Annotated in this window: 14 protein-coding genes; 5 read left to right on the top strand and 9 right to left on the bottom strand. The window is 68.0% G+C overall.

Annotated features, from left to right (window positions below):
• Window positions 1-31 precede the first annotated feature (31 nt).
• The 6 genes from D6M19_RS19125 to hutU form a co-directional block, all read right to left on the bottom strand.
• A complete protein-coding gene (locus tag D6M19_RS19125) occupies window positions 32-655 on the bottom strand; it encodes a TIGR03085 family metal-binding protein (RefSeq protein WP_123026826.1) in 624 nt (207 codons plus the stop codon).
• A gap of 135 nt (window positions 656-790) precedes the next feature.
• Window positions 791-2,335, bottom strand: a complete 1,545-nt coding sequence (gene hutH, locus D6M19_RS19120; protein WP_123026825.1) for a histidine ammonia-lyase — start codon at window positions 2,333-2,335, stop codon at window positions 791-793.
• Window positions 2,335-3,522 (bottom strand): imidazolonepropionase, encoded by a 1,188-nt coding sequence (gene hutI / locus D6M19_RS19115; protein WP_206428570.1) that lies wholly within the window; start codon window positions 3,520-3,522, stop codon window positions 2,335-2,337. Before hutI ends, hutH begins: the two co-directional genes overlap by 1 nt.
• Window positions 3,519-4,859 carry a formimidoylglutamate deiminase gene (locus D6M19_RS19110; RefSeq protein ID WP_123026881.1) on the bottom strand — a complete coding sequence of 447 codons (1,341 nt, stop codon included), beginning with the start codon at window positions 4,857-4,859 and terminating at the stop codon, window positions 3,519-3,521. The genes hutI and D6M19_RS19110 overlap by 4 nt, the downstream gene beginning before the upstream one ends.
• The gene (locus tag D6M19_RS19105) at window positions 4,856-6,082 is read right to left on the bottom strand and encodes an allantoate amidohydrolase (RefSeq protein WP_123026823.1); all 1,227 of its coding nucleotides are present in this window, start codon (window positions 6,080-6,082) and stop codon (window positions 4,856-4,858) included. Before D6M19_RS19105 ends, D6M19_RS19110 begins: the two co-directional genes overlap by 4 nt.
• A complete protein-coding gene (hutU, locus tag D6M19_RS19100) occupies window positions 6,079-7,770 on the bottom strand; it encodes a urocanate hydratase (protein WP_123026822.1) in 1,692 nt (563 codons plus the stop codon). The genes D6M19_RS19105 and hutU overlap by 4 nt, the downstream gene beginning before the upstream one ends.
• Window positions 7,771-7,863: 93 nt before the next feature.
• On the opposite strand from hutU, the gene D6M19_RS19095 reads away from it, so the two are divergent.
• On the top strand, window positions 7,864-8,661 hold the full coding sequence (locus tag D6M19_RS19095) for an IclR family transcriptional regulator (protein ID WP_123026821.1): 798 nt from the start codon (window positions 7,864-7,866) through the stop codon (window positions 8,659-8,661).
• Here D6M19_RS19095 and D6M19_RS19090 read toward each other — a convergent pair.
• On the bottom strand, window positions 8,649-9,110 hold the full coding sequence (locus D6M19_RS19090; protein WP_123026880.1) for a hypothetical protein: 462 nt from the start codon (window positions 9,108-9,110) through the stop codon (window positions 8,649-8,651). The two genes, D6M19_RS19095 and D6M19_RS19090, sit on opposite strands and share 13 nt — an antisense overlap.
• 73 nt (window positions 9,111-9,183) lie before the next feature.
• On the bottom strand, window positions 9,184-9,747 hold the full coding sequence (locus D6M19_RS19085; protein ID WP_123026820.1) for a TetR family transcriptional regulator: 564 nt from the start codon (window positions 9,745-9,747) through the stop codon (window positions 9,184-9,186).
• An 83-nt stretch (window positions 9,748-9,830) separates the two neighbouring features.
• Between D6M19_RS19085 and D6M19_RS19080 the strand changes: the two genes are divergently transcribed.
• From D6M19_RS19080 to D6M19_RS19065, 4 genes are all read left to right on the top strand, one after another.
• A complete protein-coding gene (locus D6M19_RS19080) occupies window positions 9,831-10,718 on the top strand; it encodes an SDR family oxidoreductase (RefSeq protein WP_123026819.1) in 888 nt (295 codons plus the stop codon).
• Window positions 10,715-11,890: an NAD(P)/FAD-dependent oxidoreductase gene (locus D6M19_RS19075; RefSeq protein ID WP_234834940.1), complete on the top strand. Its 1,176-nt coding sequence runs from the start codon at window positions 10,715-10,717 to the stop codon at window positions 11,888-11,890. The genes D6M19_RS19080 and D6M19_RS19075 overlap by 4 nt, the downstream gene beginning before the upstream one ends.
• Window positions 11,891-11,935: 45 nt before the next feature.
• A complete protein-coding gene (locus tag D6M19_RS19070) occupies window positions 11,936-12,193 on the top strand; it encodes a DUF7218 family protein (RefSeq protein WP_123026818.1) in 258 nt (85 codons plus the stop codon).
• A gap of 67 nt (window positions 12,194-12,260) precedes the next feature.
• Complete coding sequence (locus D6M19_RS19065) at window positions 12,261-12,656, top strand: group I truncated hemoglobin (RefSeq protein ID WP_123026817.1); 396 nt, start codon at window positions 12,261-12,263, stop codon at window positions 12,654-12,656.
• A gap of 3 nt (window positions 12,657-12,659) precedes the next feature.
• Here the strand turns inward: D6M19_RS19065 and D6M19_RS19060 are convergent, their stop codons facing one another.
• Window positions 12,660-13,541: a mycofactocin-coupled SDR family oxidoreductase gene (locus tag D6M19_RS19060; protein ID WP_123026816.1), complete on the bottom strand. Its 882-nt coding sequence runs from the start codon at window positions 13,539-13,541 to the stop codon at window positions 12,660-12,662.
• Window positions 13,542-13,627: the final 86 nt, after the last annotated feature.

The raw sequence follows: 13,627 nt of genomic DNA, 5'->3' as shown, positions 1-13,627 counted from the left end.
AGCTGTGTAGTTCGCAATCGCCGAACGTGAGCTACAGCGCCCGGCGGGCCTCTCGCACCTGCTCAACGGTGTCATCGTCACCGGAGAATTCGATCTGCACCGCGTCGCGGCCGGACAGAAAAAGCAGAAGTTCGGGCGCCGGCCCTTTGATCGCACACTGCGGGCCTTTGCCGACCGATGCCAGCATCGCGCCGTCTGAGTCCCGCAGCGTCACGGTTGCAGGGGCGCGGCCCAGAGACAGCCGGACCGCGAATCGCACCTGCCTGCGTAGCGCCGACTCCAGGTCGCCGTCGAGGTTTCGCGGTTGCCAGCCCGGCGCCGCGCGGCGGACGTCTTCGTGGTGGATGAACATCTCCGTGGTGTTCACCAGGGGATCGAGCAGCTTAAACGGTGAGTACAGCGGCGGGCCCGACGCGACCATGTCCAGCAGCTCCGGCCACTGCGTGGTGTCGGTGAGGTGCTGCTGCTTGCGGGCGGTGTAACCGGCGAGCGCGGGAATCATGATGCCCGCCGCTGCGTCGGGACGGCGTTCGCGAATCACCAGGTGGGCCGCCAGGTCACGGACGGTCCATTCGCCACAGAGCGTCGGCGCGTCGGGACCGACGTCACGCATCGTTTTCACCAGTTCGGCGCGTTCGCGGGATGCAGCAGTCATCGCAGAACCGTACCGCCGTCGATGTTGATGACCTGAGGTTCGTGGCCGCACCTATTCCGGTCGCGCCACCCGCGACGACGACCTTGCCTGCCAAACCGCGAAGCCCCATGACTCGCACACCATCGGCGCGCTGAGTCAGGACAGTCGACCCACCGAGCCCTCCGCGGCCTCGACCAACGCCCCTGTCCGGGCAAGCTCGACGGCGGCGCCGATCTCGGGTGCCAGATAGCGGTCTGGGCCCGGCCCGGCAACATGTCGCCGCAGCGCCGCGATGACCGCCGCGGTTGCAGGTGCCGGTGTCAGCGGTTGGCGGAGTTCGATGCCGCGGGCGGCGTTGAGCACCTCGATCGCGAGCACCTGCGTCAGTCCGTCGATGCCCCTGCGCAGCTTGCGTGCTGCCGACCAGCCCATCGACACGTGGTCTTCCTGCATCGCCGACGACGGGATCGAGTCCACGCTCGCGGGGGCGGCCAACCGTTTGAGTTCGGACACGATCGCGGCCTGGGTGTACTGCGTGATCATGTGGCCGCTGTCGACGCCGGGATCGTCGGCAAGGAACGGGTTGAGGCCGTGGCTGCGCGCGGCGTCCAGGAACCGGTCGGTCCGGCGTTCGCTGATGCTGGCCAGGTCGGCAACCACGATGGAAAGGAAATCGAGCACGTAGGCCACCGGGGCACCATGGAAGTTGCCGTTCGACTCGACACGTCCGTCCAGCGTGATCACGGGATTGTCGACGACGCTTGCCAATTCGCGTTCGGCGACCGCACGCGCGTGGTCGGCGGTGTCCCGCGCGGCGCCTGCGACTTGAGGTGCGCAGCGCAGGGAGTACGCGTCCTGCACCCGCGTGCAGTCGTCCCCGCGGTGGCTGGCGACGATCGCCGAACCCGCGAGCATGCGGTTGATGTTCGCCGCCGACACTGCCTGGCCCGGGTGTGGGCGCAGCCGTTGCAGATCGTCGGCGAAGACGCGGTCGGTGCCGAGCAGACCCTCGACGCTCATCGCCGCCGCGATGTCGGCGAGCCGGAAGAGGTTGTGCAGGTCGGTGAGCCCGAGCACCAGCTGGCCGAGCATTCCGTCGGTGCCGTTGATCAGCGCAAGCCCTTCCTTTTCGGCGAAGGTCACCGGTGTGAGCCCATGCTCGGCCATCGCCTCTGCCGACGGCTTCAGTGCACCGTCGGAGGAGCGGACGTGACCCTCGCCCATCACCGCGAGTGCAACGTGCGCCAACGGTGCGAGGTCGCCGGAGCAGCCGAGGCTGCCGTACTCGTACACGACCGGCGTCAACCCGGCGGACAGGAGATCCGCGTAGGCCTGCGCCGTCTCTGTACGGACCCCGGTCCTGCCCGTCGTCAGGGTCGACAACCGCAGCAGCATCATCGCGCGGATCACCTCGCGCTCGACCTCGGCACCTGTGCCCGCGGCGTGTGACCGAATAAGGCTGCGCTGCAACTGCGTTCGTGATTCGTGCGGTATGTGGCGGCTGGCCAGCGCGCCGAACCCGGTGGACACCCCGTAGACGGGAGTCGGCTGTTCAGCGAGCGCCTCGATGTGGACACGGCTGGCCGCGACTGCGTCGAGCGCATCGGGGGAAATGCTCACCCGAGCGTCATGGCGTGCGACGGCGACGACATCGGCGAAGGTGACCGGGCCAACCCCGACAACGACTTTGGACTCATTCATCACGATTCGATCTGCTTTCGTTGCGTTGAAGCGCCCGACCGCACCACGTCGTGGACGATGGGCACGCCGGGCCGGTAGGCGAGGTGAATGTAGGAGGGTGCATCGAGCCGGACGAAGTCTGCCCGCATGCCAGGTGCGAGCGCTCCGATGTCGTCGCGCCGCAGGGCTGCCGCTCCGCCCGCGGTGGCCGCCCTCAATGCCTCTGCGGGCGTCAAATGCATATCGCGGACCGCCAACGCGATGCAAAACGGCAGGCTGGTGGTGAACGACGTGCCGGGATTGCAGTCCGTCGCCAGTGCGATCGTCACGCCCGCGTCAAGGAAGCGCCTGCCGTCGGGCCACGGTGCACGGGTGCAGAATTCGGCGCCGGGAAGCAGGGTGGCGACGGTGGTGCCCGCGGCGAGCGCCTCGAGGTCGCTGTCGTCGGCATAGGTGCAGTGGTCCACCGACGCCGCGGCCAACTCGACGGCGAGTTTGATGCCCCGTCCGGCAGCGAGCTGGCTGGCGTGCATGCGCAGACCGAGACCGGCGTCGGCGCCCGCCTGCAGGATCGTCCTCGCCTCGTCCACGTCGAAGGCGCCGCGATCGCAGAACACGTCGATCCACCTGGCCCGTGGCGCGCACGCCGCCAGCATGTCCCCCGCGACGAGGCTGACGTAGTCGTCGCGGCGGTCACGGTATTCGGTGGGAACGACGTGGGCACCGAGGAAGGTGGTCTCCGCGGTGGCGCGTCCGGCGATCTCCAGCGACCGCAGTTCGTCGGCGACGGTCAGGCCGTATCCGCTCTTGGTCTCGAAAGTGGTTACGCCACCGGCCAAGAGCTCGCCGGTCAGCCGGGCGAGGTTGGCCGACAGCTCGCCGTCGTCCGCGGCGCGGGTCGCCGAAACCGTTGTCGCGATGCCGCCGCCGTCGTATGCCACGCCGCTCATCCGCGCGGCGAACTCGGCCGACCTGTCCCCTGCGAAGACGAGGTGGGCGTGGCTGTCGACGAATCCCGGTATCACGCTTCGGTTTCCGCAGTCCACCCGGCGTTCTGCGGCAGGTGCCCGGCCTGCCGGTCCGATCCAGGCGATACGGTCGCCGTCGACGACCATGGCGGCGTCGTCGAGCACACCGAGGAGCGAACCGTCGCCCTGCGTCTGGTCGTTGGTCACCAGCTCGCCGATGTTGTCGTAGAGAACGGTCAAAGCTGACACCCGATCGCCCGGACAAGAGCGTCACCGACATCGGGAAGCCCGACGTGTCGCCCCTCGGTCACCACGTGTCGGCCGTCGACGATCACGTCGGTGACGTCAGCCGCCGACGCGGCGAAGACGATGTTCTCCGCGGTGGCTCCGCCACCCGCGGTACGGATGGACCGGGTGTCGACCGCGACAAGGTCGGCATGCCCACCGACCCGCAGGGCGCCCGCGTCCGGCCAGCCAAGGGCGTGTTGGCCGGCGGCGGTGGCGGCGTCCAGCAGCGTTGCCGCAGAGATGATTCCGCGCTCGCGGCGGGCCAGGCGCTCGTCGAGTTCGACGGCGCGCGCCTCCTCGAACAGGTCGATCACCGCGTGGCTGTCGGAACCGAGGCTGAACAACCCCCGCCCTGCCAGCAACGCGGTCGCGGGTCCGATGCCGTCGCCGAGGTCACGTTCGGTCGTCGGGCAGAAGCAGACACCGGTCGCCGTGCGGTCCATGTCCGCGATGTCCTCGTCGGTCAGGTGGGTGGCGTGCACCGCGGTGGTACGCCGCCCGAGGACTCCGTTGTCGCGCAGGAGTGCGGTCGGGGTGCAGTTGTGCACCGCCACGCACTCGTCGACCTCGGCCGTCTGCTCAGAGGAATGCACGTGCAGCGGTGCGTCATGGGTGTCTGCCCACGCCGCCACGATCCCCATTTCGGACGGCGGCACAGCCCGTACGGAATGTATTGCGGCGCCGACGATCACCTGCGCCTCTGATTCGACATCGCGTCTCAACCCGTCCACCCGCTCGGCCCATCCGGTGGCGGTGCCGTCGCCGAACCGCTGTTGCGGTCCCTCGGCCAACGGTGCGCCGTCGAGTCCGGAGCGCAGATAGCAGGTGTCCAACAACGTCAGGCGCACACCCGCGTCCGACGCCGCTGCGACGAGTGCCTTGCCCATCTCATTCGGATCTGCGTAGCGCCTGCCGCCGACATCGTGGTGCAGGTAGTGGAATTCGCCGACCGCGGTGATTCCCGCCAGCGCCATCTCGGCGTAGACGGCCGTCGCAAGGACTCGGTAGCGCTCCGGCGTCAGCTGTCCCGCCGTTTGGTACATCAGCTTTCGCCACGTCCAGAAGCTGCCGCGATCGCGCTGGGTCCGCGACCGCAGTGCCCGGTGGAAGGCGTGCGAGTGCGCGTTGGCCAGTCCAGGGATGACAAGGCCGTTCAGCAGTCGCGACGCCACCGGCGGGGCACCGGTCTCGATCGCGGTGATCCTTCCGTCGCTAACGCTGACCGCAACGGACTGCACGACCTCGCCGTCCAGCCACGCGTTCTCACACCAGAATGTCTCGTCGGTCACCGCGACACCCAATCGGCCATCACATCCGCCAGCGCTTCCGCGCCGGTACGGCAATCCGCGATCTCCGCGTACTCCTCGGGGGAATGGGACACCCCGGTGGGGTTGCGCACGAACAGCATTGCCGTCGGCACCTTCGCCGAAAGAATCCCGGCGTCGTGGCCGGCGGCAGTCGGTAACACGGGGACCTCGCCGAACCGCGACAGCGCCGCCTGCAGCCGCAGACGCGGCGCATCGGGGAACTCGACAATCGGGGTGATCGACTCGGCATCGAAGTCCAGGCTGACGTGGCCGTCGGAGGCATACTGCGCTGCCGCGTGCCGGATCGCCTCGACGACGGCGGCCAGGGTGGCCTCGTCGGCGGCGCGGGCGTCCAGCCACGCGTCGACGCGGGACGGAATGGCGTTCGCGCCGTTCGGGCTGACCCTGACCTTCCCGAAGGTCGCCACGCTGGCGTGGCGGGCGGCTTCGATGCGCGCGGCGTGCACAGCGGAGGCGAACGGCAGCATCGGGTCACGGCGGTCCACCAGTCGCGTGGTCCCGGCGTGGTTGGCTTCACCGCCGAAGGTGAGGTGCCATCTGCCGTGCGGCCAGATCGACGAGGCGACGGCCAACGGACGCCCCAGGTCCGCCAGTGCCCGACCCTGTTCCACGTGAAGCTCCACGTACACGCCGACGCGATCGGTGAGGGTGTCGTCGGGACCGAGCTGTTCGGGACGGCGGCCTGCGTCGCGCAGCGCATCGGCCAGCGTGGTGCCGTCGTTGTCGCGAAGTGCCAGCGCGCGGTCGGCCGTCAGCGCCCCTGTGCTCAGCTGCGACCCCACGCAGGCCACGCCGAACCGGGCACCCTCCTCATCGGTGAAGGCCACTACGGCGATGGGGATGACCGGCGCGACGCCGCGGGCCCGCACGATATCGACCGCCTGGAACGCCGACACCACGCCGAGCGGCCCGTCGAACGCGCCACCGTCGGGCACCGAGTCGAGGTGAGATCCGGTGACGAATGCGCCCCTTGGGTCCCCGCTCCAGCCTGCGGGCATCCACCAGGCCCACATGTTGCCGTTTCGGTCCTCCTCCACGGTCATGCCGCGACCCTGTGCTTCGGCGGTGAACCATTCGCGCAGCGTGAGATCGGCGCTGCTCCATGCGAATCTGCGGTAGCCGCCGGTGGCCGGTTCGCGACCGACGTCGAGGATCGACTCCCACAGCGAGTCAAAGGACGTCATGTGTTCTCTTGCATGGGAATTCGAACTCCGCGCTCGGCGGCGACCGCGATGGCGTGCTCATAGCCGGCGTCGGCGTGGCGGATGACGCCCATGCCGGGATCGTTGATGAGCACGCGTTCGAGTTTCTGCGCCGCCAGCTCCGTCCCATCGGCCACACATACCTGGCCCGCGTGGATGGAGCGGCCCATGCCGACGCCGCCACCGTGGTGGATCGACACCCACGAAGCGCCGGACGCCGTGTTCACCAAGGCATTCAGCAGCGGCCAGTCCGCGATGGCGTCGGAGCCGTCGGCCATCGCCTCTGTCTCCCGATACGGGGAGGCGACCGAGCCGGAGTCCAGGTGGTCGCGGCCGATGACGATCGGCGCCGACAGCTCGCCGGAGGCGACCATCTCGTTGAACTTCAGGCCCGCCCTATGCCGCTCGCCGTAGCCGAGCCAACAGATCCGGGCGGGCAGGCCCTGGTAGGCGACCCGTTCTTCGGCCATGGTGATCCAGCGACGCAGGTGCGCGTTGTCGGGGAAGAGTTCGAGAATCGCGCGGTCCGTCGCCTCGATGTCCTTCGGGTCGCCCGACAGTGCTGCCCACCGGAACGGGCCGAGCCCCTCCTCGAACTGGGGGCGGATGTATGCGGGAACGAAACCGGGGAAATCGAAGGCCCTGTCGTAGCCGGCCTTGCGCGCCTCGTCCCGGATCGAGTTGCCGTAGTCGAACACCTCGGCGCCCTTGTCCATGAAGCCGACCATCGCCTTCACGTGTTTGGCCATCGAGTCGCGCGCCTGCTCGGTGAAGTACACCGGGTCCTTGTCGGCCATCTTCTTCATGTCCTCGAACAGGATGCCGCTCGGCAGGTAGGACAACGGATCGTGTGCCGACGTCTGGTCGGTGACGATGTCGATGGGCGCGTCGCGGTCGAGCAGTTCGGGAAAGACGTCGGCGGCGTTTCCGACGAGGCCGATCGACAGCGGCCGCCCGGCGTCGCGCGCCTCGACCGCCAACGCGAGGGCCTCGTCGATGTCGGCGGCCTTGGTGTCGAGGTAGCGATGCTCGATGCGCCGGTCGATGCGGCTCTCGTCGCAGTCAACGCAGATCGCCACCCCCTCGTTCATGGTCACCGCGAGCGGCTGGGCGCCACCCATGCCGCCGACGCCCGCCGTCAGCGTGATCGTCCCGGCCAGTGTTCCGTCACTGTGCTCATAGCGGCCAGATGCCGCGAGTTTCTTCGCGACCGCGCCGAAGGTTTCGTAGGTGCCCTGCAGGATTCCCTGCGTGCCGATGTAGATCCATGAGCCCGCGGTCATCTGCCCGTACATCGTCAGCCCGGCGGCCTCCAGCTCGCGGAACTTCTCCCAGTTCGCCCAATCTCCAACGAGATTGGAGTTGGCCAGCAGAACGCGCGGCGACCAGACGTGGGTGCGAAAGACGCCGACCGGCTTTCCGGACTGGATCAGCAGGGTCTCGTCGTCCTCGAGGTCGCGCAGCGTGCGCACGATCGCGTCGAACGCCGGCCAGTTGCGGGCGGCGCGGCCGGTGCCGCCGTAGACGACGAGATCCTCGGGGTGTTCGGCGACCTCGGGATCGAGGTTGTTCATCAGCATGCGCAGCGCCGCTTCCTGCTGCCACCCCTTGCAGGAAATGGTCGTACCGCGCGGGGCGCGGACCGTGTGCGGCTCGGTTACAGAAGTCATGGCTTCAGCACACCCGATCACCGGTCGTTGCTTCCAGACCCCGAAACCCACTAATGTCTCGTATCCGAGACATCTGCCCCGGGGAGGCCAGCCATGTCCAGCACATCCCCCGCGGTGGGACGGGCCCTCGACGTGCTGCTGTATCTGGCCGGACGATCCGGCCCGGTGTCCGGCGCGGCGATCATGCGTGATCTCGACATGCCGCGCTCGTCGGCCTACCACCTGCTCGAGGTCCTCACCGAGCGCGGGTTCGTCGTGCATCTGCCCGATCAGCGCACCTACGGCCTCGGGGTGTCGGCGTTCGAGGTGGGTTCGGCCTACCTCCGGCACGGGCCACTGGAGATGTGGGCACGCCCGGTGCTCAAGCAACTCGTCGCCCAGGTGCACGAGACCGCCCACCTCGGGATCCTGCACGGCGCGGAAACCCTTTACCTGCTTCGCGAACATCCGACCGCGGCGCACATGGCCGTCACGCTGACAGGGATCGGTGTGCGCATGCCCGCGCACCTGACCGCGAGCGGACGCGCCATGCTTGCGTATCTGCCCGCCGCCCAGGTGCGTGCCTTGTTTCCGTCGTCCCGCGCGTTCGTCAACCGAACAGGAGAGGGCCCCACCTCCCTTCCGGAGCTGCGGCGGCTGTTACAGACCGAGCGGAGCCAGGGCTGGGCCGAAGAGGTCGGGCTCATCACGCCCGGGCTGCAGTCGGTGGCGGCATGCGCCTTCGACCACACCGGCCACCCGGTTGCGGCGTTCAGCGTGACACGGCGCCAGCAGGGATCTCACTTGCCCGCAACGGAATTGGTGCGCGCGGTGCAGACGGCGGCCCAGCAGTTGACGTCGGCGCTGTCCGGCAAGCCGCCGCAGGGTTGGCGCGCGGCTCAGCCTTCGTGACCCTGCTCGGCCGGCAACGGTGGCGGCAACGGCGTCGTGGACGTCGGCGTTGCCGCCGGCTGGGCCGGAGCCGCCGGGCCGTGGAACTCCACCATCGGTTCCTCACGGATCACCTTGTTGCCCTCGCTGACGACGAGTGACTTCGCGGTGATCAGGTAGCCGATCCCGCCACTCTCCGCTACGAAGGCGCCGTCGGCCGACGCCTCGGCGGGAATGATCAGCTTGGCGCCGTCGCTGAGGCGCACACCGCGATATTCGTACTCGCCGCCCGAGGTCTCACAGATCGCGACGCGCGAGGTGTCCGTGCTGCCGAATACGACGACCGTGCTGGGCGCGGCGCACCGCGCGGTGGAGTTCACGTAGCCGCCGTCGTCGGTCGCGGGCGCCGCGGCGGCCGATGGCAGCGCGACGACAAGCAATGCCGTCAGCGTGGCTGCGGTGGAAGCCATCCGGATCACGGGTTCCAGTAGGCCACCGCGTCACCGGAGCACGACACGTCGGCGCGGCCGACGAGGCGAATCGTTAGCCCCTCGAGACCGCCTTGAGCTCGTCGAGGGACTCCCGCATGTACTGCGCCAGCTGATCTCGCTTGCCCTCGTTGATCCATCTCTCGAAGGCGACCTTGAACACGGCGACGCCGGCCTGCGCGGTCAGTTTCGCCGCCGAATCGGTGGCGCCGCGACGACGCAGCGCATCGGCGATCGCGGCTGCGAGCGCCGACAGCTTGATCAGCTCCCGCTCCTGCAGGCTGGGGTTGGCCGCGATGACGGCCTGCCGCCGGCCTGCGTGCTTGTGCCGGTCTGCGAACACCGGGCCCACCGCCGCAAGGGCGGCGCCGACCGCATCGATCGGCGACATCGAGTCGGGGGCATCGACGATGGTGCCGACGATCAGTTCGACCAGCGCGTCCTGCCCGCCGAACAGCACCTCGCGTTTGTCGGCGAAGTGGCGGAAGAACGTCCGTTCGGTCAGGCCCGCGCGCTCGGCGATCTCGGCGACGGTCGTCTCGTCGAACCCGCGCTCGGTGTACAGGTCGAGCGCCGCCTCCTCCAGGCGCCCTCGCGCGTTGGGTTCCCACCGGCTCATGGACGAATCGTAGTGGAATGACAGCGACTGTCATCAGCGTTACTGTGATGGCAGTAGCTGACATCACAAGGAGGAGACGGCACATGCGCATATTCGTGACGGGTGCGACGGGGTTCATCGGTTCGGCGGTTGTGGCCGAGCTCATCGGGGCGGGCCACCAGGTGGTGGGACTCGCCAGGTCCGATTCGTCGGCGCAGAGCGTCGCCGACGCCGGAGCCGAGGTGTATCGCGGCAGCCTCGACGACCCGGACAGCCTGCGCCGAGCGGCCGAAAACTCCGACGGCGTAATCCATTTGGCGTTCCACCACGATTTCGATGATTTCCTGAGCGGCGCCGAGTTGGATCGAACGGCGATCGAGACGCTCGGCGGGGCGCTCGCGGGCTCCGACCGGCCACTCGTCGTGGCGGGCGGGATCCTCTGGCTCTCGCCGGGCAACACCCTCACCGAGGAGCAGGCCGCCCCGCCCGAACTACCGCGGTTCTCGGAGAAGGCCGTGCTGGAGTTCACCGATAGCGGCGTGCGCGCTGCGGTGGTGCGGCTGCCGCCGAGCGTGCACGGCGAAGGGGACCACGGCTTCGTCCCGCGCCTGATCGAGGTCGCTCGCGAGAAGGGCGTCTCGGCGTATCCCGGCGACGGGACCAACCGGTGGCCTGCCGTGCACCGCCTCGATGCCGCGGCAGCCTTCCGGCGCGCGGTGGAATCCGCGCCCGCCGGGTCGATCCTGCAGGCGACCGACGACGACGGCGTGCCGGTGCGTGAGATCGCCGAGACGATCGGCAGGCACCTGGGCCTTCCGGTCAACTCGATCGCCCCCGATTCCGCCTACGACCACTTCGGTTGGATCGGCCCCCTCTTCTCGGTCGACGCGCCCGCGACGAGCACCAGGACGCGAGAACTTCTCGGCTGGCGGCCCACCCACTCCGGGTTGCTCGATGACCTCGACGCGGGGCACTACTTCAAGGAGGGGTGATCGGCCTTCTGCGGGGTATGCGCCTGTTCGTGAACAACTCCGCGATGGTCGTCGTCGGCAGCGGGCCCGCGGGCGTGAGTGCCGCCGAAGCGTTCCGCCGACATGATTCCGATACGCCCGTCTCCATCCTCACCGCCGACCCTGCATTGCCGTATGCCCGCCCACCGCTGAGCAAGGAGTTCCTGCGCGGGGAGACCGACGACATCGCGCTCCACCCGGCCGAGTGGTATGCCGAGCGCCGCATCGACCTCGTCCATACCCGAGTCGAGCGCATCGATCCCGGTGGTCACGTCGTCATCGCCGACGGGCAGCGCTTTGCCTATTCGTCACTGATCCTGGCTTGCGGATCGGCGCCCGTCCCCCTTCCGGTGCCCGGCGGGGAGCGGGCATATCAGCTGCGCGCGTTGGCCGATGCGCAGCGCTTGCGGGACGGCAGTTCAGATGCCGATTCCGCGGTGGTGATCGGCGCGGGGTTCATCGGCTGTGAGGCAGCGGCTTCCCTTGCCCGGCGAGGTGTTTCGGTCACATTGGTCGCACCGAACGCTGTCCCACAGGACAACCGGCTTGGCGCCGAGGCAGGCGAACGGCTGCGACGGCTGGTTGTGTCAAGCGGCGCACGCTACGTCGGCGGCGTCGCGGTCGAGGCCGTCGATGAGGGCTCGGTGCGGTTGGACAACGGCGTCACGATCAACTGTGACCTTGTGCTCGCCGCGACGGGCGTGCGGCCACAGAGCGGGCTGGCCGAAGACGCCGGCTTGAACACGGCCGACTCCCGGGTCGTCGTCGACGCGAACATGCGCACCTCCGTGCCGGACGTGTTCGCGATCGGCGACGTGGCGTCGGCGATCAACACCACCGCCGGACGTCGTATCAACGTCGAGCATTGGCAGGACGCCGTCGACCATGGCGAGATCGCCGGGGCCGTGGCCGCGGGTCAGGACGCGAAATGGGACGGCGTACCCGGGTTCTGGACGACGATCGGCGACGCCACCGTGAAGTACCACGCCTGGGGTGACGGCTACGACAGCACCAGGCTGATCGACCACCAGGACGGCTTCACCGCGTGGTACGAGCGTGGCGGCACCGCAGTCGGCGTGCTGACCTGCAACGCGGACGACAACTACGAACGCGGCGAGACCCTGATCAAGAACAAGCGACGTTTGTCCACCTGAATGAGCGGGAATTTCTCATCAGTTCAGTCCGAAAGGAGGCGAGCAATGCCCAACCCAACCATCAAGAACGAGAAGCTCTACGAGGACCTGCGTAAGGAAGGCAACTCCAAGCAGAAGTCGGCACGCATCGCCAACGCCGCGGCCGCACGAGGCAAGTCGGCCGTCGGCAAGAAGGGCGGTAAGTCGGGGTCGTTCGACGACTGGACCGTGACCGACCTCAAGAAGCGGGCCAAGGAGCTTGGCCTGTCCGGTTACTCCAACCTCAGCAAGGACAAGCTCATCTCCAAGATCCGCAACTCCTGAAGCGAACGCCTCACACGGCTGTCGGCGGCCTTGTGAGGCCGATTTTCCGGCCACGCAACCCGTAGAAATGGTCGCGCAATGGTGCGGGCGTTCACTGGCGCCCATGACAATCTATGACCAGATCGGCGGTCAGGAAGCCCTGGAAGTCGTGGTAGCCGACTTCTATGACCGTGTTCTCGCCGACTCAGAGCTCGTCGGTTTCTTCAGCGGCACCAACATGTCTCGCCTGGCGGGCAAGCAGGTCGAGTTTTTCGCGGCCGCCCTCGGCGGGCCGCTGCCCTACACCGGTGCGCCGATGCGCCAGGTGCATCAGGGTCGCGGCATCACCATGCACCACTTCAACCTGGTGGCAGGCCACCTGGCGGCGAGCCTCGCTGCCGCGGGCGTACCCGAGGAGACCACCGGGCAGATCCTTGCCGCGATCGCACCGCTGTCGAAAGAGATCGCGACCAGCGTCGCCTGATGGCTACTTGCCAGGCCCGTTGGGCCACTTGAGCATTGAGCCCGCGTCGACACGGATGTGTTGTCCGGTGATGTAGCGGCTCTCCTCGCTGGCGAGGAACACGCCGAGGTTGGCGATGTCCTCGGGTTCGACGTAGGGAATCGGCATCGCATTGAAGTAGGTGAAGGCGGGCTCGGCGTCCTCACGGGTCGGCTGCTTGCCCTCGGCCATCATGTCGGGCCGGAACACACTGTAGATGCCGTCGTTCTGCAGCAGGTGAGTGTTGACGTTGGTGGGGTGCATCGCGTTGACGCGGATCATCTTGGGCGCCACCTGAAGACACAGATGGTCGACGTAGTCGATCAACACGCGCTTGCTCCAGCCGTAGCCCGCCCCGCCAGGGCCCATCATCGGGTTGTCGCTGGTGCCCTTGATCATGCCCGCGGTCGAACCGGTGATGATCACCGAAGCGCCGTTGGGGAGGTGGGGCAGGGCAACGGCGACCGTGTTCATCACGCCAAGCAGGTCGACGTCGGTGGCGTCGACGAAATGCATGGGATCGAACTCTTTTCCGAACGCCATCGGCAGGATGCCTGCGTTGGCGACGACGATGTCGAGCTTGCCGAGATCGGCGACACCGGCTTCGAGCGCGTCGCGCAGCTCGTGGCGCTCGCGTACGTCGGCGACCCTGGCGAAGACCCGGCGGCCGAGTTCCTTCACCGACCGCTCGACTTCGGACAGGTCGTCCGGCGTTGCCAGCGGGTACGGGTTCGAGTCGATGTTGCGGCAGATGTCGATGACGATGATGTCGGCGCCCTCTTTGGCCATTGCGAGCGCGTGCGCGCGTCCCTGACCGCGAGCACCACCTGTGATGAAAGCGACCTTGCCCTCGAGCCGTCCGGCCATCTGTCCTCCGCGGTTAGAATGGGATTCTCCAACTACGCGAACCTAATTTACGCAGGCTGTTTAATCAATCCCTGCGGGACAAACGT

Origin of the sequence: Mycolicibacterium stellerae (assembly GCF_003719305.1) — a bacterium.
GTDB classification, from domain to species: domain Bacteria; phylum Actinomycetota; class Actinomycetes; order Mycobacteriales; family Mycobacteriaceae; genus Mycobacterium; species Mycobacterium stellerae.
This window is presented reverse-complemented; position numbering and strand designations above follow the sequence as displayed.